This window comes from Mesorhizobium sp. M7A.F.Ca.MR.176.00.0.0 (assembly GCF_004023165.1).
GTDB lineage: Bacteria > Pseudomonadota > Alphaproteobacteria > Rhizobiales > Rhizobiaceae > Mesorhizobium.
In genome coordinates, this window is record NZ_RZTC01000001.1 from 189,143 (window position 1) to 213,510 (window position 24,368).

A 24,368-nucleotide genomic window follows, 5' to 3' on the forward strand; every position below is an offset into this window, starting at 1 on the left:
CTATTTTCCTTTACCCGCGCGGCGCCCGATCAATGTCCTGATCGGAAGCCATGCACAGGGTTCAGCCTGTGCGGTGACTGTCAACAATCGTTCGAGGAAAAGCCAGGCCGATTCATCATGTACAAGATGGTGGGTGAGCAGGCCGATCGGCTCGCCGTCGGATGCATGCTGCAAGTGTGCGATGATAGCCTGGACCAATAGACCATGATCGAGGCAGCCGCGCGTGCCATGCCAATCCATGATGTCGACATTGCTGTTGATGACCGCCAATGAAGCCGGCTTCGGCGGCCCATAGACTGACAAGGCCGCAAAACCTATCGATCCAAGGTCGGATACCACGCCGGCGTCGATCCTGTTCCATGGCGGCACCAGCATCGGAACGGCACGTGCGCCGTGCAGGCCGGTTACTCGCGACAGTCCGCGAGCCAGATCATCGAGCACCGCCTCGCGTGGCCGATGCGCGCCGAGTTCCTGCTTTTTCTGGTCCTCGGGCGCATGATTTCGGTGCGCCCAGCCATGGATCGCGACCGTGGCATGCGGGGCCTCGTCAAGCCGGGCGACAAGCTTCGCGTCGGTCAGGGCCGGAATGACGGCCAGAGTGACCGGAACCGCGAATTCACCGGTGAGGTCGAGCAGCCGATTAAGCGCAGGCGTCGGATCCACGGCGTCGTCGTCGCGCAGCCAGAACTCCGCCTTGCGGCCCGCCCGTTGCAGGCGCGCCAGCTCTTCCACCAAGGGCTGCCAGATCGGATCGGACGTCATGAGACCGGGACCTTCGCAATAAGTCCGGCCAGACGCGCAGCTGCGCCACCGAGGGAACGTTCTTCGAGAACGAAACGCCTGGCTTCCGCGGCCATGATGGTTCTTTCGTCGTCACGGGCCAGAAGCCTTTCAATGGCGGAAGCGAACGCCGCGACATCGCCCGGCGGGGTTAGAAACCCGGTCTGGCCATCCCGCACGACCTCCGGCACGCCGGCGATGTCCTGAGCCACCACCGGAAGGCCGGCGGCCTGTGCTTCAAGATAGGCAACGCCGTAGGCCTCGCCATAACCCGGCCAGACATAGATTCCCCCGGTGTAAAGGACATCCGGCACGGCGGCTGGCTCGATCGAGCCAATCCACTCGATACGATCGGCGGGCAGGTCGGCGAATTGCGCTTCGACCTCGTCGCGGGCTGGGCCGTCTCCGACGATCGACATGGTCCAGGGCAGGTGACCTATCAAGCCGAGCGCTTGCGCCAGCATGCGATAGCTGCCCAGTTTGTCGCCTGGGCGCATCATGGCGACGGTAATGAGGCGCGTCGGACAACCCCGTGCCGGGATTTCCCGGAATGCCGATGTGTCGATGAAGGGCGAAAGCATACCGAAAGCGGCCTTGGGAATAGCATCCGCCAGTCCCTGACGATCCCTTTGGGTGAAGCAGATGTTCATCGCCGCCTGTTCGATGGCTCGCGCCACCAATGCTTGGCTATCGGCCCACAAGCCGGCTTCGCGTCGCCTGGAATAGGAGGCTTCCGCTGTCACATAGGGGACAGCAAAGGCCGACGCCAGCTCCGGCCCGATCAAGTCGGGCGCCTTGTAATAAGGATGGTAGGTGAACCAGAGATCGGGCTTGCCGTCACGACCCCAAAGTTTGGTCAGCCGCGCGGCTTCCTCTGCGGCCTCGATCTTTAGTGCCTCGAAACTTTTCGACTCCGGCTGGCGTAGATAGAAGCGCAACTCAGATGCCAGTTCGACGCTATGCCCTCCGTGCTCCAGCGCTTTGACAAGCATCCGTGCCATCTGGCGGTCGCCGGAAACAACGGGATGATTGGGTGACTTCAGCGGCGCGTAGAAGGCAATTCGCATCGCGCGACCCTATCACCGGAAAGCCTGCGCAAGTCAATTTCCAAGCGTAATCGACTTCACCTTCAAGCCGTGGAATATGCTATCTAATGGCCATGGAAACAGCTGTCGCGTCCGACCCGTTTGTCGCTTCTTTGCCGGTCTTCGCAAAGTTCGAAAGCGTTGCCGACATCGATAACTATCGGCCCCTCCCCGATGGCTGGGCGCTGGCCACTGCCGACATTGTCGGCTCGACCAAGGCGATCGAGGCGGGGCGCTATAAAACCGTCAATATGGCCGGCGCAAGCGTCATTTCGGCGCTGCTCAATGCGCTGGGTCGGCAAGACCTCCCCTTTGTCTTCGGCGGCGACGGCGCGCTCGTGGCGTTTCCCGGCTCGGCGCTGGAGATTGCCCGCAACGCGCTGGCGGCCGTCCAAAGGTGGGTGGCGGACGAACTGGGCCTTACCTTGCGCGCCGCGATCGTGCCGATAGGGGACATAAGGGCGCATGGCCTCGACGTTCGCGTGGCGAGGTTCCGGGCTTCCGAAGCGGCCTTCTATGCCATGTTCGCCGGCGGTGGCGGCAGTTGGGCGGAAGCTGAGATGAAAGCGGGGCGCTACCGCATCGATCCTGCGCCGGCCGGCGCGCGGCCGGATCTGACCGGCCTCTCCTGCCGTTGGAACCCGATCGAGGCCCGGCATGGCGAAATCGTCTCGATCATAGCCACACCGGGGGCGTCGCGCGACTTGCGCGGGTTTCAGTTTCTGGCTTCCGACATCATCGCCCTCGCCGGCAGGCAGGAGCGCGATGGCCACCCGGTGCCGGTGGACGGCCCGGGCTACAGTCTGCTGCCCGCCGGCCTGGATGTCGAGGCGCGGGCGATGGCCCCGGCAGGATGGCGGTGGCGGTCGAAGCTGTGGATCGTGTTCCTGATGACGCTTACGGCTGCAACCGATCGATTTGGCTGGACGATTGGCCGTTTCGATCCGAAGGTCTACAAACGCGAGGTGGCCAGCAATTCGGATTTCCGAAAGTTCGACGACGGCTTGAAGATGACCATCGACGTTGACGCGGATGTGCTGCATCGGATCCAAGACCGGCTGAAGCAGGCGGAAGAAGCGGGCATCTGCAATTATGGCCTGCACCGCCAGAAGTCCGCCTTGATGACCTGCCTCGTCATCTCGCCGCTGCAGCGCGATCACGTTCACTTCATCGATGGCGCCGCCGGCGGCTACGCGATGGCTGCCGCAAGCCTGAAGGCGAAGGCGCAGGTCTGCTGACTGCTTGCGGAATTCGAGTTCCGCAATATGCCCTCACTCATGGTTCTTGGCACCGGTGAGCCTCGCCATGGGAGCGGGTAACCTGTCCGAATTGACGGGAAAGCAGATTTTTTGGACGCCTCACGATATGACCGTCTTCTTAACCGGATTTCGAGGCGCGCCGCGCATGTCAGCGTGATCGGGCTGGCTATGCTGGGTTGCCGCTGTCGGTTGCGATCGCACGCGCCGGGTCCCCGGTTTTCCGGCTTCGACATCGAAACCCGGAAGGTCGAGAGCCTGAACAACGGCCAATCCTCCTTGAGGCAGTGACGTCGACAGCCCTTGCCGACCGGGCGGTTCCGCGCCACTGCGGATTTGTCGAACTAGCCGTCTGCGATGCCATCATAATCTGCGTTCCGACACCGCTGACGAAACACCGGAAGCCCCGAAGGATTCGATGCTGTCGTCGTGGCAACCGGCCACGACGCGATCGACTATCAGGCGATCGCTGATCACGCTCCTCTGATCGTCGACACACGCAATTTTTTTGGCCATCTCGGGGTGCCCAAGAGACAGTGGTGAAGGCCCGACGGTGTCTGAGACGGCGAATTCTTTGCCCGATGTCAGGATCGAGATTGCACTCCGCCGGAAGCCTCGCCACATAGGGTTCCAGGTGATAGATGCTGTTTTACGCCTGCTTCCTTCCTGCAAGGAGTTATTTAGGAAATTCTTCGCCGGCTTTCGTCGCCGAAGCCGGCTTCACTGACTTCGATTGTGTGGCGGATCAAAGGAGATGGCTCGTCTTCGACGGGTTTGAGATGGCATGAGCACAGCGCAAGCAGAAATTTCCACCATTCTCATGGATAAAGTTGCCGACTGGCTGAGCCAATCGGCGCTGGCGGGCAACGACCTGGAAACATTGGTAAAGGGCTTTTGTGAACGGCTGGCTGCTGCCGGCCTGCCGCTGAAGCGGGTGCATTTGAGCTTTTCGATGCTTCATCCGCTTTATGACGCGCTTGGTTTTACCTGGCTTCGCGGCCAGGGCCTGGAAGTGGAAGGCTTCCGCAGTGAGAACGGCGTTCATTCCGACAGATTCCTGACCAGCCCATATTACCATCTGCTCAGCAACAAGCTCGACCACCTGCGGCGCCGGCTTGACCCGTCGGTGCGGTCGGAGTTTCCTGTTTTCGACGACCTCAGGCGTATGGGCGTCACCGATTACATGGCTTTCGTGCACCCCTTCAACGGCGATACCAGCCAGGGCATGATGGGGTCGTGGTCGACCGACAGTGCGTCTGGCTTCAGCGACGGCATGATTTCGGCGCTACTGCGGATCCAGAACTATCTCGCTATCGCCACCAAGATGGCGGTGCTCACCAAGCTCGCCGACAACATGATGACCACTTATCTTGGCGGCGACGCCGGCAGGCGTGTGCTGGACGGCCAGATCAAGCGCGGCGAGGGTGACACAATCCGGGCCGCATTGGTCATGGGCGATATGCGCGGGTCGACAAGGCTTGCCGAAACCTCCGGTCGCGAAATCTACATCGATACGCTGAACCAGTTTTTCGATGCCATCGCTGCGCCTTTCAATCGCAAAGGCGGGCAGATCATGAGTTTCCTGGGTGATGGCTTCATCGCCGTCTACCCCTGCGAAAGGCATCGCTCGCAGTCCGAGATCGCCTGCCAGGCTGCTCTTGCGGCAGCGCACAAGGCCAGCGCGCGCATGATGGAACTCAATCTGCGCAGAAAGGAGCAGGGACTGGGCGACATAAAGTTTGGTATCGGCCTGCATGTCGGCAATGTGATGTTCGGCAATGTCGGGCTTACCGACCGGCTGACATTCTCTGTCTTCGGCTCGGCTGTAAACGAGGTCCAGCGTCTCCAGACCCTGACCAAGAAATATCCGCACAGCGTTCTCGCCAGCAAGGACTTCGCCAGCTATTGCGGCGACAACAGTTGGCTGACGCTCGGCACGGAGGAACTGGCGGGTATCAAGCAGAAGCTGACGGTGCTTTCACCCGATTTGTCGGGTGCTCTCGCCCTCGATGAAGACGCTGCGCCGATTCACGACCGGATATCGGACGCCGAGCAGGTCATGCTGCTTCATCGCGATGCCGCGCGGTTGTCGGCAAGCGACCGGAGGAAGCTCCAGTAACCGACACGATCCGGTCCGAAAGCCTTGGTGTGCAGCCCGGTCGCCGGTTCCGTCGCGGAATTCGATTCGAATCCAAGTTGCTCTAGGCTGGCAATACGCTAGTCTCGCTTTTGGGTCTGCCGCCCGGCAGACTGCCAGAGTGGGGCTGGTGTGAGGATGAATTCGGGCATTGATCTGCTGCGGATCGAGGATCTTGGCATCTCTTTTGCCATGATCGGGGGACCGTTGCATGCCGTCAGGCGCGCAAATCTTCGCGTCCTGCCCGGCAAGGTTACCGCGCTTGTGGGCGAGTCCGGTTCCGGAAAATCGGTTCTCAGCCAGGCAGTGATGGGCATTTTGCCGAATACGGCCCATGTTCGCGGCCGTATCCTGTTTTCTGATCCTGAAAAGCCCGGAACGACGCAGGATATCCTGCAGATGCAGCGTGACGGAACCGAAATCCGGGCGTTGAGAGGCAGTCGCATCGGCAAAATCTTTCAGGAGCCGATGACATCGCTGTCGCCGCTGCACACGATCGGCAACCAGGTCAGCGAATCCTTGCAGATTCATACGCCTATGGCTCGGGCGGAGCGCAAGGCGCGGACCGAGGAAATGCTCGGCCTTGTCGGATTTCCCAATCCCAAGCGCGCCTACGACATGTATCCATTTGAACTTTCGGGAGGATTGCGGCAACGCGCCATGATCGCCATGGCGCTTATCTGCCGGCCTGCTTTGTTGATCGCCGACGAGCCGACGACGGCGTTGGACGTCACCATCCAGGCGCAAATCCTGCAATTGCTGCGCGGGCTTCAGACCAAGCTGAACATGGCGATGCTGCTGATCACGCACGACCTCGGCGTGGTCGCCAATGTCGCCGACGAGGTGGTGGTCATGTACCATGGCGAGATCATGGAAATGGGGCCTGTCGAGGCGATATTCCGCCGGCCGGGCCACCCTTACCTGAAGGGCCTGATGGCAGCCGTTCCGCATTTCGACCTGAAGCCTGGTGAAAGGCTAAAGGCGCTTCGCGAGGTGCCGGTGAACGTTGGGAACCTGCTCGGCAAGCAGACTGCGCCGGCATCGAAGGGGCCGGAGGACATTCTGCTTTCGGTGAGGGATCTGACAAAGACCTTCACCACCCGCAAGTCCGGATGGTTCAGCGGGGGTCATCAAACCTCTGTTCGCGCCGTGGACGGCGTGAGCTTCGACATCAGGCGGGGTGAGTGTCTGGGTCTGGTCGGCGAAAGCGGCTGTGGCAAAACAACCGTCAGCAAGATCCTCATGCGGGCCATCACCCCCAGCGGCGGTTCTGTGATCTTCAACGGCCGCGATGGACCGACCGACGTCCTGGGCGCAGAGGGAGATGCCCTGCGCATATTGCGCGCGAAAATCCAGATGGTCTTCCAGGACCCGGTTTCGTCGCTTTCACCTCGCATGACGGTGGAGAACATCTTGAGCGAGCCGCTGGAGATCCATCAACGTGGCAATGCGGCGTCCCGACTCGCCACGGTCAAGAGCCTGATGCAGGCAATCGGGCTCGATCCGCGCTTCATAAAGCGCTATCCGCACAGTTTCTCCGGCGGGCAACGTCAGCGCATCGGCATCGCGCGTGCGTTGGCGCTAGGGCCCGAACTCCTGATCTGCGACGAGCCGGTTTCGGCGCTCGATGTCTCTGTCCAGGCGCAGATCCTGAATCTTCTGAAGGACCTGCAAAAAGAACTGGGCCTGACCTACCTGTTCATATCCCACAATCTGGCGGTGGTGGACTACATGGCAGACCGCATCGCGGTGATGTGCGGCGGGCGTATCGTCGAGCTTGCGCCGCGCGAAATTCTGCTCAGAAAACCAATCCACCCCTACACGCGCTCCCTGGTCGCCGCGGTACCTTTCCCCGATCTCGACAGGCCGATGGATTTCAAGACGCTGAAGCTCAGCGGAGCTTCCGACACCAGCGCATGGGGACCGCAATTCCGCGACGAGGGCGACGAAGATAGGCTGTCACCACTCGATCTTGGCGGTGGCCACCTCGTGCTGGCGAGACATTCGGCCGATATCAGTGAGTTACGCCATTGATCAGCCGGCGCACCGTCCTTGGTCTCATGGCTTCGGCATTTCTGCCAGGGACGTCGCGCGCCGGCGATCTGGAGCCGGAATTTCTTCGGCAACAACTGACGGTCAAGGCGCTGCCGACACTCGCTGAGCGCCTGCCCAAGAGTCCGCGCGCGCTGAATCTCGCTGCAATGGGCCGGCTGCCCGGCCAGTATGGCGGCACGCTGCGGACAATCATCGGCAGCCAGAAAGATATCCGGATGATGACGATCTACGGGTATTCTCGCCTGGTCGGCTATGACGAAAAGCTCAACATGCAACCCGACATTCTCGAGCGTTTCGACGTGGCGGATGATCGCGTCTTCACCTTCAAGATACGGGAAGGGCACAAATGGTCTGACGGCAGCCTGCTGACGCCGGAGGATTTTCGCTATTGTTGGGAAGATGTCTGGCTGAACGACGAGCTTTCGCAAGGCGGGCTCGCCCCCGCCCTGCTGGCGGACGGCAAGCCGCCACGCTTCGAGATCGTCGATCCGTTGACGGTCCGCTACAGCTGGGATGCGCCCAATCCAGACTTCCTGCCCAAGCTCGCTGCCGCTTCGCCGCTATCGCTTGTCCTGCCGGCCGCCTATCTCAAGCAGTTCCACAAGAAATATCAGGATTCATTCCGGCTCGCCGGCCTGATGAAGGAGAACCGGACCCAGAAATGGACGCTCCTGCATATCCGCATGTCGCGGCAGTATCGCCCGGAGAACCCGGAACTGCCGACGCTCGACCCCTGGCAGAACCGGACCAAGCCGCCGGCCGAGCAATTCATCTTCGAGCGCAACCCGTTCTTTCATCGAATAGACGAGAACGGCCGGCAACTGCCCTATGTTGACCGGATCATCATGAATGTCAGCTCATCGGCGATCATCTCCGCCAAGACCGGTGCGGGCGAGAGCGACCTGCAATGCATGGGAATTGACTTCAGCGACTACTCCTTCCTGAAAGACGCGGAGAAGCGCTATCCGGTGAAGATGCACCTGTGGAAACGTACACAGGGTTCTCGGCTGGCGCTGCTGCCGAATCTGAATTGCGCCGACCAGGTGTGGCGTGGCCTTCTGCGTGACGTGCGCGTGCGCCGCGCACTTTCGCTCGCCGTGGACAGGCGCGAGATCAATATGGCCGTGTTCTACGGATTGGCGCAGGAAAGCGCCGATACGGTATTGTCCGAGAGCCCGCTCTACCGGCCGGAATTCGCTAAAGCTTGGGTTGCCCATGATCCCGAGCAGGCCAATGCACTGCTCGACGAGGTCGGGCTTCTGGCACGTGACGATGACGGCCTGCGGATACTTCCCGATGGACGCTCTGCCCAGATAATCGTGGAAACCGCCGGCGAAAGCACACTGGAAACCGACGCGCTCGAACTCATCACCGATCACTGGCGAAAGATCGGCATCGCCCTGTTCATCCGGACTTCGCAGCGCGACATCTTCCGCAGCCGCGCGCTTGGCGGCCAGATCATGATGTCGATGTGGTCGGGCATCGACAATGGCGTGCCGACCGCCGACATGAACCCGAGCCAGCTGGCCCCCACCATCGACGATCAACTGCAATGGCCGCTCTGGGGTGCTCACTACTTGTCTCACGGCAAGATGGGCGAGGCGCCCGATCTTCCTGAAGTGATCGAGTTGATGGCTTTGCTCAAGCGCTGGAACGCATCGACCGAAGCGACAGAGCGCGCCGAAATCTGGAATTCGATGCTGTCGATCTACACCGATCAGGTGTTTTCGATCGGGACCGTGAACGGAACGCATCAGCCGATTCTGGTGTCCTCACGGCTGCGCAATCTGCCTGACAAGGCGCTCTTCGGCTACGATCCGACCGCCTATTTCGGTGTCTACATGCCGGATACATTCTGGCTTGGAGAGTCCTGAGCGTGCTTCGATATATTGTCTGGCGCATTACTGTGATGGTTCCAACGCTGCTGGTGATATCAGCGCTGGTGTTCACGATCATCGAACTTCCCCCCGGCGACTATTTCGACAGCTATGTCGCCGAGCTTCGGGCACAGGGCGAAGGGGTGGATTCCGATCGCATCGAGATGATGCGCAAGGAATATGGTTTCGACAAGCCGCCGATCATTCGCTACTTCTATTGGGTCGGCGGGATGCTGCACGGCGATTTCGGCTATTCCTTCGAGTATGAGCTGCCGGTTCGCGACGTCGTCGGGGACCGAATGTGGCTGACTGTGCTGGTTTCCTTCGTCACGATCATCTTCACCTGGCTCATCGCCTTTCCGATCGGCATGTACTCCGCGACGCATCAATACAGTTGGGGCGATTACGGCCTGACCTTTTTCGGCCTCCTGGGCCTTGCCATTCCGAACTTCATGCTGGCGCTGATCCTGATGTATTTCGCCAACATCTGGTTCGGCACGTCCCTCGGCCATCTCATGGACCCGCAATATCTCAGCGAGCCGATGAGCTGGGCCAAGGCGAAGTCGATACTCGCCCATCTCTGGATCCCGGTCTTAATCATCGGCACCGGCGGCACGGCAAGCATGATCCGGCGGCTGCGCGCCAATCTGCTCGATGAGCTACACAAGCAATATGTGGTGACCGCACGCGCCAAAGGCCTTCATCCGTTCAGGGCTCTGGTCAAATATCCGCTGCGCATGGCGCTCAATTTCTTCATTTCCGACATCGGCTCTATCCTGCCGGCCATCATCTCCGGCGCCGAAATCACGGCGATCGTGCTGTCTTTGGAAACGACCGGGCCGATGCTGATCAAGGCCTTGCAAAGCCAGGACATGTATCTGGCGGGGTCGTTCCTGATGTTCCTAGCCTTCCTGACAGTCATCGGTGTCCTGATTTCCGACCTGGCGCTGGCGGTGCTTGATCCACGAATTCGTTTGCAGGGCGGCAGCACCAAATGAAGACGGATTCGCCGCTCCCCGCTCCGGGTGCTCCACTAGAACACTACGTTTCCAGCGCGCCCTTTGACCTGCAGTCGGTCGAGGCGATGACGGCGGAGCAGTCGAAGGTCTTTCAGGCGTCGCAGTTGCGGTTGATGTGGTGGAAATTCCGCATGCACCGGCTTGCCCTTGTATCCGGCATATTCCTGATAGTGCTTTATTTCGGGATACTGATCTGCGAGTTTCTGGCGCCCTACAATCTGCACACGCGCAACATGGACTATATCTATTCGCCGCCGCAGCAGGTGCACCTGTTCCACAACGGCGAGTTCGTCGGGCCGTTCGTCTATGGCCGCCAGATGACGCTGGACATGGACACGCTCAAGCGGAACTACATCGACGACCCGGGCGATGTTCAGCGGGTCCGTTTCTTCTGCAAGGGCGACAGTTACCGGTTCTGGGGCCTGATCGAAGGTGACAGGCATTTTGTCTGCGCTGCCGAAAACGGCCAGCTCTTTCTGGCCGGCACCGACAGGCTGGGGCGCGACGTGCTCTCGCGCATGATCTATGGCGCACGCATTTCACTGACAATCGGCCTCGTCGGCATCAGTTTCAGCTTCCTGCTCGGCATCGTCATCGGCGGACTGGCCGGTTATCACGGCGGTATCTTCGACCTGATCGTTCAACGGATAATCGAAGTCCTGCAATCGATTCCCAGCATTCCGCTATGGCTGGCCCTGGCGGCGATCATGCCGATAACCTGGAGTCCGATCCTGATCTATTTCGGCATCACCGTGATCCTCGGAGTGCTCGACTGGACCGGACTGGCGCGGGCCGTGCGTTCAAAGCTTCTGGCCTTGCGCGAAGAGGATTACGTTCTGGCCGCGCAATTGATGGGCGCCGGGAGCAGCCGCATCATCGGCCGGCATCTCATTCCCGGCTTCATGTCGCATCTGATCGCCACGGCGACGCTCTCCATTCCCGGCATGATCCTGGGTGAGACGGCGCTGAGCTTCCTCGGGCTCGGCCTGAGAGCGCCGATAACCAGCTGGGGCATCCTGCTCACCGAGGCGCGCAGCGTCAGCGTGATCGCATTCTATCCATGGCTGCTTTTGCCGATGCTTCCCGTCATTCTCGTCATCATGGCGTTTAACTTCCTCGGTGACGGCTTGCGGGACGCCGCAGATCCCTACAAATGAGTTGTTATTTTGCCGCGCGCCGTGCCGCCTATTCCACCCGGTATGATCCTGCCGGCTGCCTGTACGGTTGTTGCAGTGTTCATGGTCCGCCTCTATATGTGCCGACACGTGATCGAGTTTCGCACTACGCCTTCGGGATTCACCCGTGAACAGTTCTTGTCGGCGGCATTGACGATCTCTTTCTGGTTCAGGACACACAAAAGCATATGAGTCGCCTCGAGAATTTCATCAGCAGGATGACCGCACAGCGCGACATTCTCGACCAAGTCTGCGTCGAGGTGGCGAAGATGGAGGGGCTTGTACTCGAGCTCGGCCTCGGCAACGGTCGGACGTTCCACCATCTGCGCGAGCGCCTGCCCGGGCGCCGGATCGTGGTGTTCGACCGCGAAGTCGGCGCACATGCCAGCTCAATTCCCGAAGCCGAAAACCTCGTGCTCGGCGAAATACGCGAGACGGCCCGCAAGTTCATTGGCATCGAAGCCGCCCTTGTTCATGCCGACATCGGCACCGGCTATGACGATCGGGATGCAGTGACTGCTACCTGGCTTCCCGATCTGATTGCGAGCCTGCTTCGGGTCGGCGGCTTCGCGGTCAGTGGCACGCCGCTCGATCACCCGCTGCTGCAACGCCTCCCGGCGCCGACTTCAGAGCCCGCCGATCGTTATTTCCTCTGCAAGCGCGTGTGAGCGGCCGAGAGCGCCTCATCTTTTCACGCAAACGCTGTTCTACTGCAATTCCAAGGGAAAGTGCTACGCGTTTTTCCCGAAAAACCGTTTACACTTTCCCTGGGATTGCTCTGGACGGCCCGATTGCTCAGGGGATTGTATACACCGCGATCTCCCGCTCGATGCCACGCAGCGAGACTTCGTGAGGCACGGGCGTCAGAGCGTTCCTGCGCAACAGATCGGCGGTGAGATTGTCGTCGACCACCGCGCGGGTTGCGAAGATAGCCTGTGCGTTGGCCAGGTTCTGGACTCGTGAAGCAATGTTGACCGTCTGGCCGAAATAGTCCTGTCGCTCGTTCATGGACACCGCGATGCAGGGGCCGGCATGGACACCGATCTTGAGCAGCAGATCCTCGCGCCCGCTTCTGTCATTGAGCGCACGCATGGCATCACGCATCCTGAGGGCCGCAGCCATCGCGCGATCAGGCGTCGCGAATGTCGCCATCACCGCATCACCGATGGTCTTCACCACCGCGCCTGCCTCCGCCGCGACGATCTCGTGCAGAACCTGGAAATGCACGCGCACGAGATCGAAGGCTGAAAGGTCGCCCACCCGCTCGTAAAGCGCGGTCGATCCGCGCAGGTCGGTGAACAGGAAGGTGAGGCTGGTGATCTTCAGGCGCTGGTTGATGTCGAGCGTATCCGTACGATAGAGGTCGCGGAACGTCTGGTTGGTGAGCAGGCGCTTGGCGGTCAGAAAAGGCCGGCGTTTGCTAAGGAGATTATGCAATGCCTCGCCGGCGATGAAAACTGCCGGCAGCACGCGGGTGTCGGTCCTGTTTTCCAGCGAAATACGCAGCGGACCGGGTTGCATTTCCAGTGTCTGGTTCTGGACATGGTCGCGGTCGAAAGCCAACGACAGGCTTCGCCGCTCTTTTGTTGGTTCGCCCTTCGCGTCGATGAACTGCGCTGAATGGGTGACCGGCTCGAAGACGATGATGAATTCGGACGGAAGCTGTATGGGCAGAACGGCCTTTTCACCCGGCGCCAATTCGATATCTTCCAGCGAGAACGCTTCTATGTTTTTCGCCAAATCCTCTTCCGGCAGATCGACGCCGGATCCCCAGTAAATCTGGCGAAAATATTCCACCAATGGCAGTTCGTGTGGATTGTGGGCGGCAATCCTGCGCACGCGAGGGCTGACGGTGAATGTCACCTCGACCATCTCATCGAGGGTCGGCGAATAGCCTTCGGAGCATAGCGCGCAGGTGTATTCGTCCTTCTGCAGGGTTTTCAGCGTAGCGTTGGTGTCGAGCACGCCGCCACAGCCGGGGCACAGAACATTCCATGAAATGTCGAAGATGCCCACCCGCGCCGCATGGAGGAAGGCGCTTATGGCGCGTTCCTCGTCGAGGCCATGCTTGCTGGCGAAAGCCGGCACATTGATGCGGCAAAGTTCATGATCCTTGCCTTCCGCGATGGTCCGCCGGATCGCGTCGATTGCCTGGGGATCGACATCGGTCGATTGCCGCAAAAGCGAGAACAGATCCTGAATTTCGGTCATCGTGCAGTCTCCGGAAAATGCACCCCCGAGGTGGTTGACCGGAACCGGTCTTCGTTCCGAGCGCTCTATCTTACTTCGAAACGGATCGTACGGCCATTCGAATGAAAAGCCCGCCGACGTGTCAATCCGTCGGGATTTTCACCGATCGCAAGCGGTACTATGGTGGGTCCATGGGGTATTCATCTTTGGGACTTTCTCCCGCGCCGACACCCGACAACCCGCCATTTCCCGCGGCCTTGCGGCTTTTCTCGGCGGGGGTCGTCATCGTCCTGACAGTCGGCGCCGGCCTTTTTTTCGCGCCTGCGCTGGTCAGGCCGCGCTGGCCTTGGGCCGTCACGCCGTTCAACGCCCGCTTCCTCGGCGGCTTCTACACCGCCGAAATGGCCGTGATGGCGGCGCTGCTGGTCTGGAATCGCTGGTCGCCAGGCAGGCTAGTGCTTGTCATGGCCTTCATCTTCACCGTCATCGTTTCGGCGGCTTCGTTCATCAATCTCGGCTATTTCAACTTCGAGCGGAAAGCGCCCTGGCTCTGGTTCTTGGCCTATCTTGCTTCGGTCGCGGTATCCGGGCTGTTCCTGTGGCGGGCCGGGGGCCGTCCTTCCGCAAAGGGCGTGACCTTAAACTCTGCATGGCGCGGCTATATGTCGATGGAAATGGCGGTCCTTGGGCTTTATGGCGTCGGTCTGTTGCTGTTTCCCCTGACATTCGGCGGCTTTTGGCCGTGGCCGATCGACGCCTTCCACGCTCAGGTTTACAGCGCCATCTTCCTCGCCGGAGCGGGCGGCACATATCTCGTCTGGAAAAGCGCGCCGCGCGAAGAGCTGCTGGTGCTCGGTCTGGCGCAGTTTCTGGTCGGCTTGTTTGCCATCCTTGGCCTTGTCATCACCGAGGCCGTAATGCACCGGATCGACTGGACGGCGACGGGAACATTGTGCTGGCTCGCCCTTTTCGGCTGGATCGGAATCAGCGGCATCTTCAAACTCTACGCCGTCTCCCGGTACTTCAGCGCGCAATCGGCATCATTAGGATGATGAGATGGCTGGATTTTCAGATGATGTCCGGTGCATCGTGCCGGGCCTATTGCCTTTGCCGGGAAAGCCATGACCAGCACGACCTCGCCATTCCCAAAGAAAATCCAGCCGCAACTCCGGGCCATTCGGCCAAGCGATGCGGAGGCGCTTTGCGCCATCTTCAACATGCCGGGCTTCCGCTGGGGCACGCTCAGGGTGCCATTCGAGATGGTGGAGCAGGTAGAACGGCGTATCACCAAGTCCGGCCAGGAAACCACCTGGATCGTTGCCGAGCTGGACGGCAAGGTCGTCGGCCATGGCAGCCTTGTCGTGCAGGGTTCGCCGCGCCGTTCGCACATCGGCGAGATCAATATCGGCCTTGACGATGGCTTTGTCGGCAAGGGTATCGGCTCTGCCATACTTGGCGCGCTGCTTGACGTGGCCGACAACTGGCGCGCCCTGAAGCGAGTCGAATTGACCGTCTATGCCGACAATGAACCGGCCATCCGCCTCTACACAAGCCACGGCTTCGAGGTCGAAGGCCGGCATGTGAAGGCCGGCTTTACCGAAGGACGGTATCACGACCTTCTGAGCATGGCCCGGCTGCGGTTCTGATGACCAGGGACTTTGATCCGACCCTTAAGGCTCCGGTGGATGTTCTGGCAGTGCTGTCACTGCTCTGCCCGGAAGTCGTGCGTGACATCGAGCAGAACTGGAATGCACCGGTTTCCGAATACGCCCGCCATCTGTGGCGGCCGGTGGCAAGGCCTGCTTCGGGTCCGGCGATCGCTGCCCGTTCGATCCTGCTTGATGTACTGCATCAGCGCCTTGATTTGATCATGCAGCCTGAAGAGGTCGGCAAGGCCCTTGAAGAATTCGACCACAGACCGGTGATTCAGTCCGGCCTCCACTGCCTGCTGCTGATGGACAGGATCACCTTCGATGCCCTCCTGTTTGCCTGGCTCGGCGCGGTCGAAAACGGGCTGTCGGCGTTCGTCGGCTTCATGGGAACGACGATGACCATGGAGACAGTTGGCCGGGAGGGGCCGGGATGGCTCGATGTCGGCGACGACAAGGTCAACTTGTTTGGCATGGGGCGCCACAAACTATGCCGCAAAAGCGCCTGCGCGGCCGGCCCGGTCACCCTCAACAAGCGGGCGCTCGAAGCGGTGGGCGACGAAACGGATGCCAGCCGCTGGCTGGGCACACTGCTCGCCAGCCAGGACAAGGTGTTTGGAACCGCCGCCGATGCACTGACAGACCTCAACGAGGATCTGGTCGCCGATTGGGATCGTTCTGGCATGGCTCGGCCGGTGTTCATCGATGACCGGCTCGCGGCTTCCGTCGTGGCGCGGCATCTGGACCATGACGGCAGCCTTCTTTCCAAGCTGCTCCTTGAGCCCGCAAGGCGTCAGCGTCTCGAACGTACCCTGCAAGAGACCGAATCGGGCCCATTTGGCAGATTCCTGCCCAATGCCACGGCCTATTTCTGGGGCATTCGCGAGGAGCGCGTGCGCAAGCTTGTTTTCGAGAACGGGCACCTGATCGAGCCTGAAAGGCCGAATGGTCTTTCCATCCCGTTCGAGCGGGCGCATCTCAAGCAGGCGCTGCTGGACGGCGTGCTGCTGCCGAACTTGTTCTTGACGTTCCTCGTTCTTGCCATATTGCCTCGCGTGCGGGTGGTGGGCGGGCTGAGGCAGATCGGTTATGTAGCGCTTTTCCACTCGATCCTGCTGGCTGCGCTGGATGAAACCGCGCCGGAAGAGCGCGGTCTGGCTGCCGAGTTGCAGGTTCGGGAAAATGCCTGGGGCACCCGGGTCATCGATGAAAAAATGTCGGTCCGCGAACAGGTTGCCGGCCTGCCGGCAGGGAGGCTGTTTCCTGACCTGCTCGGGCACTACCGTTCGCACACCTTTGCCGAGACGACCGACGACCTGAAACTGGTTCGTGAAAACGCCCGATGGCGCAAGATCGGCCGAGCCTTTGGCCTCTGATCCGACCGCATGCCCTCATTTGTCATTGCACTATTCCGACCTTGCGGAGCCCGTCGATCATGAGTTCGAAATCGGCATGGTTCTTGTAAGGCAAGACCTTGCGACGGTATTCCAGCGAATAGTCAGGATTGACGCGAGCAGTTCCTGCCATGCCGCCCACGCGTGCCGAGATCGCTGACCGAGAGGTCGAGCCTCGCCTTGACCTGGCGATAGGCGTCCTCGGACAGGCAGATGGCGCCGGGCGCCGCGACGCCCTCCAGACGTGAGGCGAATCTTCGTCCGCGCTGGCGACCGGCTGTATCCAACCACATCTGCCGCCAGAATTGCGACTAGTCTGCGATTCTCGCTCAAGGTCCGTCTCCTCATCTCCATGATAGCAGGAAGACGGAGGGCTAAGAGAGAACTTCGCAACGACGGCCAAGCAGCCGTCCGAATCGGCAACGCTCCGCCACCGGACCCACGGATGCCCATTTGCTGCCGCTTGCCGGTTGACGGCTATCGGTTCATCATTGTGAATACCCTGGCCGTGAAGGGCGTGGCGAGATCACGAGTCATGGCCCCAAGAGCCGGATGATTGCAGGCCGAATCGACCTGAAATCTGAATCCATCTCTAGGTCAAAGAGACAGAGCAGGATGTGGTCCGAAAACCGCTTCACACTTTTCGGCATCATGCTCGGGTGAGGTTTCCATGGACTGCTCGGGCTGCGGTTTCGAGATTGAGGGCGGTTACGCCTTCTGTCCGAAGTGTGGCAGGCGCCAGCCTGTGCCATGCGCCAGCTGCGGCTACCCCTGCGCACCTGATTTCGAGTTCTGTCCGAAATGTGGGGCAAGCCTTGGTGCGTCCGCAAAAGCCGCCGAACGGTCTGTTCCGAAACCAAGCGGGACCATCGTGCCGCCTTCTCGAATCCTGTCGCTGCCTACGAACATCGAAAGCTATGGGCTGCATCCCGTCTCTGACGCCGATCGCCGGACGGTAACGGTCCTGTTCGCCGACCTTTGCGGCTTCACGACACTCAGCGAACAACTCGACCCCGAGGTGATGCAAGCTCTGCAGAACGCGCTGTTCAAGGAATTGACGGCGGCCGTGCGGAACTTTGGCGGTTTCGTCGACAAATTCATCGGCGATGCGCTGCTCGCTTTGTTCGGTGCGCCGGTGGCGCATGAAGACGACCCGGAACGTGCGCTTTGCGCCGCTCTCGACATGATCGCCCGGACGGCGCGGCTCGGTGAAGGCACCCCCCACTCCGGCTCGCCTCTGTTACTCCACATCGGCATAAACACCGGTCCGGTGGTTACTGGCGGATTGGGCATCGGCACCGCCAAATCCTATTCGGTGACCGGCGACACCGTGAATACGGCGCAGCGCCTGCAATCGCTGGCCGCACCGGGTGAGGTGCTGGTAGGCGAACTCACTCACAGGCTGACCCGGCATGCCTTTTCTTACGAGTCGCTGGGCGATGTCGTGCTTCGCGGCAAGGCCGGCAGCGTGCTCGTCCATCGACTGGATGCACCGCTTGCGGCCCCGCGTGCAGCACGTGGGCTCGAGGCGCTCGGCCTCAGCGCGCCGATGATTGGTCGCGGTGCGGAGCTTCATAGAATGTTGGCGAGCCTTGACCAGGCGTGCGGCGGCTCGGCCCAACTTGTCCGCCTCGTCGGAGAAGCCGGTATCGGGAAGTCGCGGCTGGTGAAGGAGTTCGTCGCCCGCGTCGGCGACGAGGATCGTTTTCGCAACGTCGCCGTGCGGCAGGCCGCGTGCTCACCGCTGGGCGAACAATCATTTGGCGCCTTGGACGCAGTTGTGCGCAGCGCTGCGGGGATGATGCAGAACGACAATGGGGATGAAATACGGGGGAAGCTCGCAGCCTTGCTTACCGATCTCGGCCTGCAGGGCGAAGAGGCAAAGCGACTGATGCCTTTGCTTTACCATGTGCTTGGCCTTGGCGACCCCGATGCCACCTTGCAGCATGTCGAGCCCGAGCAGCTGCGGCGGCAAATTCTTTACGCAGTCCGCACAATCATCGAACGGCGGCTTGCGTTGTCGCCGCTGTTGATTGTCGTGGAAGACCTGCACTGGGCCGACGCCGTGTCACTTGAGGCACTGCGTTTCGTGATGGACAGGTTGGAACGCACACGGTTGATGTTGCTGGTCACGCATCGTCCAGCGCCGGACAACGACCAACTCGATTCAAATCGGGTCAGTCACACGGCGCTCAGGCTTTCGCCGCTCAACAATGATGACGGACGCAGTCTGCTGGCGGCGCTTTTCGGCGAGAGCTGGGTAAACTCCGCAGGAGGGCTTCTCGGCCAGATCCTCGAGCGCTCGGGCGGCAACCCGCTTTTTTTAGAGGAGATCGTTCGCGGCCTTATCGATCGCGGTGTATTGATGCGCGAGGGCCAGCGATGGCGGACTGTGGCAGGCGAAGTCGCAACCGGCATTCCCGCCACGATCCAGGCAATGTTGCTTGCTCGGGTCGACCGGTTGCCCCAAGAGGTGCGCCGGTTGGCCCAGGAAGCCGCGGTAATTGGCCCGCGCTTCGATGCCACCCTTCTGAAAACCGTTACATCCGACCCCGGCCGGCTAGAAGCCGGCTGCGAACTGCTTTGCGATGCGGAAATCATCGAGGAAGTTGCCGGATCTGGCTCGGGCTCGTCGCAAAGCTACCGCTTTACGCAAACATTGCTGCAGGACGTGATCTACCAGAATCTGCTCCTGCAACGCCGGACCGACATCCACGGGCGGGTCGGTGCTGCCTTGGAGCAACTGTACGGCGACAAGCCGGAACGGCTCGAGGATTTGGCGGTGCTCGGTCATCATTTCGCACAGAGCGCCGAGCGGGAAAGGGGCGCGCATTGCCTGCAGGCGGCGGGTGATCGCGCTCGCATGATATACGCCAACGATGACGCCCTTCGTTTCTATGAGCGAGCACTGACCGCATTGGGTGCGATCGGGCAAACACCGCTCAAGCTGGCAATTGCAGAGCGCATTGCCGATCTGAGCGGCCCGGCAGGCCGCCGCCAGGTCGCGCACCACCACTACGAGGCGGTGTTGCTGGCATACCGCCAGTCGGCAGATCGTGTCGCTTCGGCGCGCGTTTTGCGTAAGGTCGGTCGGCTGCTCTGGGACGTCGGCAAGCGGGACAACGCAGAATCCCGCTATGCTGAAGCGGCAGCGCTCCTCGATGGAGCGGATGCCCCGATCGAGCAGGCGCATCTCTGGCAAGAACGTGGCCGACAGGCGTTCCGGAGCGGAGATCACTCCCTCGCGGCAAAATGGGCGGACGCGGCGCTGGATTGCGTACGCACTTTGACGACGGAGCATGTTTCCGACGTAGGACGCGATGCCACTCTTGTGACCGCCGAGGCACTTAATACCAAGGCTGTTGCGCTGGCTCGCCTCGGACGAAACCGTGAAGCCGTTGGCCAGGTCGAGCGCAGCATTGAATTGGCCGAAGCCGCCGGTCTGCTGGGTGCGGCCTGCCGCGGCTACACCAATCTCGGCGTGCTTTACACGACTATCGATCCGGCAAAGGCGATGGAGGTCTGTCGGCGCGGTCTGGACGTGGCGCGCCATATTGGTGATCTGGGTTTCCAGGCCCGCCTCCTCGCCAATCTGGCGGTCGCTTGTTGTACTTTCACGGATCGCTGTCCAACGGAGGGCGTGCCTGCCGCCGAGAAGGCTATCGAGATCGACCGGGCGCTCGACCAGCGCGAGCACCTGCCGGTGCCGTTGATCGTGCTTGGGCAGATCCACCAGTGCAATGGCCGTCCTGAACTGGCGGTTGGCCTGTTCCACGAAGCACTGGACGTCGCCCGCGAAATGGGCGAGCCCCAACTGCTCTTTCCGTGCTATGATGGTCTCGCAACGCTTAATCTGGACCTCGACAATCTGGCCGAGGCCGAACGCTACTTTTCCCTGGCGCAGGGTATATGCGCCCAGCACGGGCTCGACCCGGAAGCGCTTGTGGTGCTGCCTTTTCTCGACTAGCCGGGGTTAGGGGTTGGAAATGTCCGCGCCTAGTGACTTGGTACCGCTTCAACCGGGCGACCGTGCGCCGAACCTGGTGCTTGACGCCATTACCCAGGAAGGCAAGATCGCGCTCGATGACTTTCGCGGGCAAAAACCAGTGCTGGTCGGCCTGTTTCGAGGTCTGCATTGTGCCTTCTGCCGGCGCCACATCGCCGCCCAGGCGCGGCTTGATCCGGAGCTGCGTGAAAGGGGCGTGGAGAGCCTGACGGTGGTCAACACGCCGATCGAACGAGCGCGTCTCTATTTCCGCTACCACCCGATGCCGAACCTGCTTGCGGCCTCCGACCCTGAACGCGCTTCACATCGTGCTTTTGGACTACCCAATCTCGAATTCACCCAAAACGAGACGAACTGGCCGTACAAGGTCTCGATGGCAGCAGCAAAGGATATGCGGGTCGACATACCAGGCGAGTTGCCCGGTCCCATGGATCCTTTTGCAGCGAGCGAAATCCTCGATAGGAAGGACCCTTACGAAGTGACCGAAGCCGACGAACAGATGATCGCAACAGGACACGGACAATTGGTCGGTCAATTCCTGCTGGACAGGCAGGGAATTGTCCGCTGGAGTTTCACGGAGGTTCCGGAGGGGGGGCGATACATGTTTGGGGCGCCCAACCCGAAGGAACTGATGTCAGCTGTGTCGCAAGTCGCCCAATGAGGTCCCGTTTGATCAAATCTTCACGTTAATAATTTGCGGCTTGAGATGCAGTGCGCTCCAGCGCCGGCAAGCGACAATCAGGCTGGGAGCCGCCACATTCGTACACGACCTGCACCACGCAATTCCGTTTCCTCAAGTGGATCACAAGCAAATTTTGGTCCCAGCAGTTGGCGCGTTGCATCGGAAATACGGATTTCACTGGGCTCCGCGGACGTTTGAATACGCGAGGCGAGATTAACGGTCTCGCCCCACAAGTCATAGGCGAACCGTCTTTTGCCTATGACGCCAGCGACGATCGGTCCCGAGTGAATTCCAATTCTCAGTCTTATCGGTTCTCCTGCGAAGCTCTCGCGTTTGACCGCCTTGCGCAGTTCAACTGCGTAGTGCGCGAGGGCTTGTGCATGATCGGATCGCGCGGTGGGCAGGCCCGCGACCACCATCACACAATCGCCGATTGTCTTGATCTTTTCGCAGCCGTGCCGTTCCGAGAGCCGATCCGCCGCCTTGAAGAAGTAATTCAAGATAGCGAGCGTCGTCACCGCTCCGACGCTGCGCGCTCTTTCCGTAAAACCGACGATATCGGCAAAAAGCACACTCACCTCTGCGTGGTTGTCTGCAATTTTCTTGTGCGCTTTCAACCGCTCCGCGATCGACGCCGGAAGAATGTTGAGGAGCAGGGATTCGGCGCGCTGGTATTCACGCGACAATCCCTCCTGACTCTTCCTCAACGCCTCATTGGCCGAATGTAACTTCTCGTTGAGTTGGCGCTCCCTCTCTTGCAGAAGAGTCATTTCATAAGCCTTCTGTTGAAGCCGCTGCTTGTTGTCGCGTTCGGCAGTGGCATCAAGAAAGAGCAGCCACACGCAGTCATCATCAGCAAAAAGATGAAGGTCCGCGACACGCCCGCTGGGCAGTTCGACCATAGGCATATGAAATGGAAGCTCCGGGCAAGGCAGCAAACCTTCCATGAATTCAAGCTGATCGGCAACAGGCTTACCGATGCGAAGGGATGAGAGCCCGTAATGTTTAACGTTACCGCCCTTCGCCGCTGTCCGCAGCTGGGCGTCAATTTTCACATACGCAATAGCACGCTCGTTGTAGAAGAAATCGTAAATCCAGTTTCCGATCTCTCTTGGCAATCTTTGCATGGTCTATTTGGTGACCATCGAAGCGAGTTTAAGAAACGCATCATCGACATGCTCACCCGAGAGCGCACTTGTCAGATAGACCTGCCATCCGCGTTGCCTCAGTTCGTCGATTTCTCTATCCGGTATTACCCACCGATCGGCCAGATCAGATTTGTTGAAAAGCAATACGAACGGCATAGCACCGAATTCAGCCTCGACCCGCTCGCGCAGCGTGAGCGCGGCGGTAAGGGTAGCGGCGCGGGTTCCATCGACGACAAGCACGAGGCCTGTCGCACCTCGCACATGGCTGACGCGGAATGAGCCGATATCATCTTCGCCGGCCAAATCCCATAAAATCAGATCCACTGTTTTGTCCGGGAGTTCGACACTCTTTTTGTCGATCTTCACTCCCACCGTGGTCAAGTAGGTTTCTGAAAAGATGCTTTTCACAAACCTGCGAACCAGGCTCGTCTTTCCGACAGAGAACCCGCCCAGCATACAGATCTTTTTTTGCAACATCTTGGGCTCCGCCCTAGTCCAGGTTTACCGTAACGGAAACCCGGCGATTGGTGGAGCTACCAGCCTGACTATTTTCAGGCACCGCCGGTTCAAAGGTACCCGCGCCCCGAACCAGCAGCAGTTCCGGGGCGACGCCGCGCTTGTTGAGAAGCGCACGAACTGTCTCGGCGCGGGCGGCGCTGATCGACGCGTTGGCCGTCTCACGGCCCGTGGTGTCCGAATGGCCGGTCAACATGAACCGCGCAGTTACGCCCGACTTGCGGGCATTTTGGGCGAATTCCTTTATTTGATCCGCCAATCTGTCGAGAACCGGCGTCTGCTCTGGTCCCGGCACAACTTTGCCGGAAGAGAAGAAAATATCGGTCGTCTGGATGGCCTCTCTCAAATGATTGAGCTCTGCAAGGTCCAGTTCACGCAGCTGCGAGACATCCAGAACCACTCCGTCCGCCGAAAGTTGTTCAGCGGCGGCCTGCGCCCGGTTGATCCAGGCGGCAGGAGCCTCGCCCACGACAACGATGCGACCCTGGATGATCGAAAGTCGGACCGATTTCGGCGGCGTCAGCGACGCCGTCAGCCGCTTCACCACAAACTTCGGATCAAGGCTCTGGTAGAATTGCCACTGTGAATGAACGCGGGCAGGATCGACCTCCGTTCCGGACAGCAGAGCTTGCGGGTCGGCGGCAAGCGGGTCTCGCAGGCCGGAAATATAGAAATGTCCACCCCTGGTCGATTGTTGGGCGACGATAATTCCCGGTTGGGCCTCAAGTCGCGACACATAATACTGCCAGTGCTCCGCCGCGCGTGCTTCGGGACTGACATCACGAACCTTGGAAATGTCGAATTCCGGTCCGCCTGCCGAAAGCTGTCGGGCCGCTGCGCGCGCCCGATCTATCCAGGTGTCGGGAGCTTCGCCCTCGGCAATGATGCGATTATTGACGATCGAAAGTCGTACTGTATCTGGTGGATACAGCGACGCCGTCAGCCGTTTCAACACGAACTCCGGCTCAAGGCTCTGATAGAATTGCCACTGTGAATGGACCCGGGCGGGATCGACCTGCGTTCCAGACAACAGCGACTGCGGGTCGTCGGCAAGCGGGTCTCTCAGGCCGGCAATATAGAATCTGCCATCGCGTATTTTTTGTTGTGCAACGATGATGCCCGGCTGTGCCTCCAGTCGCGACACGTAGGCCTGCCAGCGCTCCGCCTCGAGTACTTCGGGGCTTACGTCACGAACCTTGGAGATGTCGAATTCCGGTCCGCCTGCCGAAAGCTGTCGGGCCGCTGCACGCGCCCGATCTATCCAGGTGTCGGGGGCCTCACCCTCGGCAACGATGCGATTATTGACGATCGAGAGTCGTACTGTATCTGGTGGATACAGCGACGCCTTCAGCCGCTTCAGCACGAACTCCGGTTCAAGGCTCTGATAGAATTGCCACTG

19 protein-coding genes are annotated in these 24,368 nt (G+C 60.3%); 12 read left to right on the plus strand and 7 right to left on the minus strand.

Annotated elements, in window-relative coordinates:
* Positions 1–762, minus strand: coding sequence for a polysaccharide deacetylase family protein (locus tag EOB59_RS00800; protein WP_127395732.1), 762 nt, complete (start codon positions 760–762; stop codon positions 1–3).
* On the minus strand, positions 759–1,847 hold the full coding sequence (locus tag EOB59_RS00805) for a glycosyltransferase family 4 protein (RefSeq protein WP_127395733.1): 1,089 nt from the start codon (positions 1,845–1,847) through the stop codon (positions 759–761). The genes EOB59_RS00800 and EOB59_RS00805 overlap by 4 nt, the downstream gene beginning before the upstream one ends.
* 92 nt (positions 1,848–1,939) lie before the next feature.
* Between EOB59_RS00805 and EOB59_RS00810 the strand changes: the two genes are divergently transcribed.
* The 7 genes from EOB59_RS00810 (at position 1,940) to EOB59_RS00845 (ending at position 12,052) form a co-directional block, all read left to right on the plus strand.
* Complete coding sequence (locus EOB59_RS00810; RefSeq protein ID WP_245463554.1) at positions 1,940–3,103, plus strand: DUF3095 domain-containing protein; 1,164 nt, start codon at positions 1,940–1,942, stop codon at positions 3,101–3,103.
* An 802-nt stretch (positions 3,104–3,905) separates the two neighbouring features.
* Positions 3,906–5,240, plus strand: a complete 1,335-nt coding sequence (locus EOB59_RS00820) for an adenylate/guanylate cyclase domain-containing protein (RefSeq protein WP_127811228.1) — start codon at positions 3,906–3,908, stop codon at positions 5,238–5,240.
* A 156-nt stretch (positions 5,241–5,396) separates the two neighbouring features.
* A complete protein-coding gene (locus EOB59_RS00825; protein ID WP_127395735.1) occupies positions 5,397–7,292 on the plus strand; it encodes an ABC transporter ATP-binding protein in 1,896 nt (631 codons plus the stop codon).
* Positions 7,289–9,187: an ABC transporter substrate-binding protein gene (locus EOB59_RS00830; RefSeq protein ID WP_127395736.1), complete on the plus strand. Its 1,899-nt coding sequence runs from the start codon at positions 7,289–7,291 to the stop codon at positions 9,185–9,187. Before EOB59_RS00825 ends, EOB59_RS00830 begins: the two co-directional genes overlap by 4 nt.
* Positions 9,188–9,189: 2 nt before the next feature.
* Entirely contained in the window at positions 9,190–10,188 is a 999-nt protein-coding gene (locus EOB59_RS00835) for an ABC transporter permease (RefSeq protein ID WP_127395737.1), read from the plus strand.
* Positions 10,185–11,366, plus strand: a complete 1,182-nt coding sequence (locus EOB59_RS00840; protein ID WP_127811229.1) for an ABC transporter permease — start codon at positions 10,185–10,187, stop codon at positions 11,364–11,366. The genes EOB59_RS00835 and EOB59_RS00840 overlap by 4 nt, the downstream gene beginning before the upstream one ends.
* Positions 11,367–11,572: 206 nt before the next feature.
* Positions 11,573–12,052: a class I SAM-dependent methyltransferase gene (locus EOB59_RS00845; protein ID WP_023809557.1), complete on the plus strand. Its 480-nt coding sequence runs from the start codon at positions 11,573–11,575 to the stop codon at positions 12,050–12,052.
* Between the two features lie 127 nt (positions 12,053–12,179).
* Here EOB59_RS00845 and EOB59_RS00850 read toward each other — a convergent pair whose 3' ends face one another.
* A complete protein-coding gene (locus tag EOB59_RS00850) occupies positions 12,180–13,595 on the minus strand; it encodes an adenylate/guanylate cyclase domain-containing protein (protein ID WP_128287409.1) in 1,416 nt (471 codons plus the stop codon).
* 389 nt (positions 13,596–13,984) lie between these two features.
* Between EOB59_RS00850 and EOB59_RS00855 the strand changes: the two genes are divergently transcribed.
* The 3 genes from EOB59_RS00855 (at position 13,985) to EOB59_RS00865 (ending at position 16,599) form a co-directional block, all read left to right on the plus strand.
* Positions 13,985–14,626, plus strand: a complete 642-nt coding sequence (locus EOB59_RS00855; RefSeq protein ID WP_245486490.1) for a hypothetical protein — start codon at positions 13,985–13,987, stop codon at positions 14,624–14,626.
* A gap of 69 nt (positions 14,627–14,695) precedes the next feature.
* Positions 14,696–15,220: a GNAT family N-acetyltransferase gene (locus EOB59_RS00860; RefSeq protein ID WP_127398873.1), complete on the plus strand. Its 525-nt coding sequence runs from the start codon at positions 14,696–14,698 to the stop codon at positions 15,218–15,220.
* A complete protein-coding gene (locus EOB59_RS00865; protein ID WP_128287411.1) occupies positions 15,220–16,599 on the plus strand; it encodes a hypothetical protein in 1,380 nt (459 codons plus the stop codon). The genes EOB59_RS00860 and EOB59_RS00865 overlap by 1 nt, the downstream gene beginning before the upstream one ends.
* A gap of 122 nt (positions 16,600–16,721) precedes the next feature.
* Here the strand turns inward: EOB59_RS00865 and EOB59_RS35180 are convergent, their stop codons facing one another.
* Complete coding sequence (locus EOB59_RS35180; RefSeq protein WP_164895538.1) at positions 16,722–16,904, minus strand: hypothetical protein; 183 nt, start codon at positions 16,902–16,904, stop codon at positions 16,722–16,724.
* Between the two features lie 383 nt (positions 16,905–17,287).
* Here EOB59_RS35180 and EOB59_RS00870 point away from each other — a divergent pair, with 383 nt between their 5' ends.
* Together EOB59_RS00870 and EOB59_RS00875 are read left to right on the plus strand one after the other, a co-directional pair.
* Positions 17,288–20,584: an adenylate/guanylate cyclase domain-containing protein gene (locus EOB59_RS00870; protein WP_128287412.1), complete on the plus strand. Its 3,297-nt coding sequence runs from the start codon at positions 17,288–17,290 to the stop codon at positions 20,582–20,584.
* Between the two features lie 19 nt (positions 20,585–20,603).
* Entirely contained in the window at positions 20,604–21,284 is a 681-nt protein-coding gene (locus tag EOB59_RS00875; RefSeq protein WP_127380484.1) for a redoxin domain-containing protein, read from the plus strand.
* Positions 21,285–21,361: 77 nt separating this feature from the next.
* Here EOB59_RS00875 and EOB59_RS00880 read toward each other — a convergent pair whose 3' ends face one another.
* From EOB59_RS00880 to EOB59_RS00890, 3 genes are all read right to left on the minus strand, one after another.
* Positions 21,362–22,432: an adenylate/guanylate cyclase domain-containing protein gene (locus tag EOB59_RS00880; RefSeq protein WP_127811232.1), complete on the minus strand. Its 1,071-nt coding sequence runs from the start codon at positions 22,430–22,432 to the stop codon at positions 21,362–21,364.
* A gap of 3 nt (positions 22,433–22,435) precedes the next feature.
* Positions 22,436–22,930, minus strand: coding sequence for a Rab family GTPase (locus EOB59_RS00885; RefSeq protein ID WP_128287413.1), 495 nt, complete (start codon positions 22,928–22,930; stop codon positions 22,436–22,438).
* Between the two features lie 13 nt (positions 22,931–22,943).
* On the minus strand, positions 22,944–24,368 hold a 1,425-nt coding region (locus tag EOB59_RS00890), incomplete at its 5' end, for an OmpA family protein (RefSeq protein ID WP_164895540.1).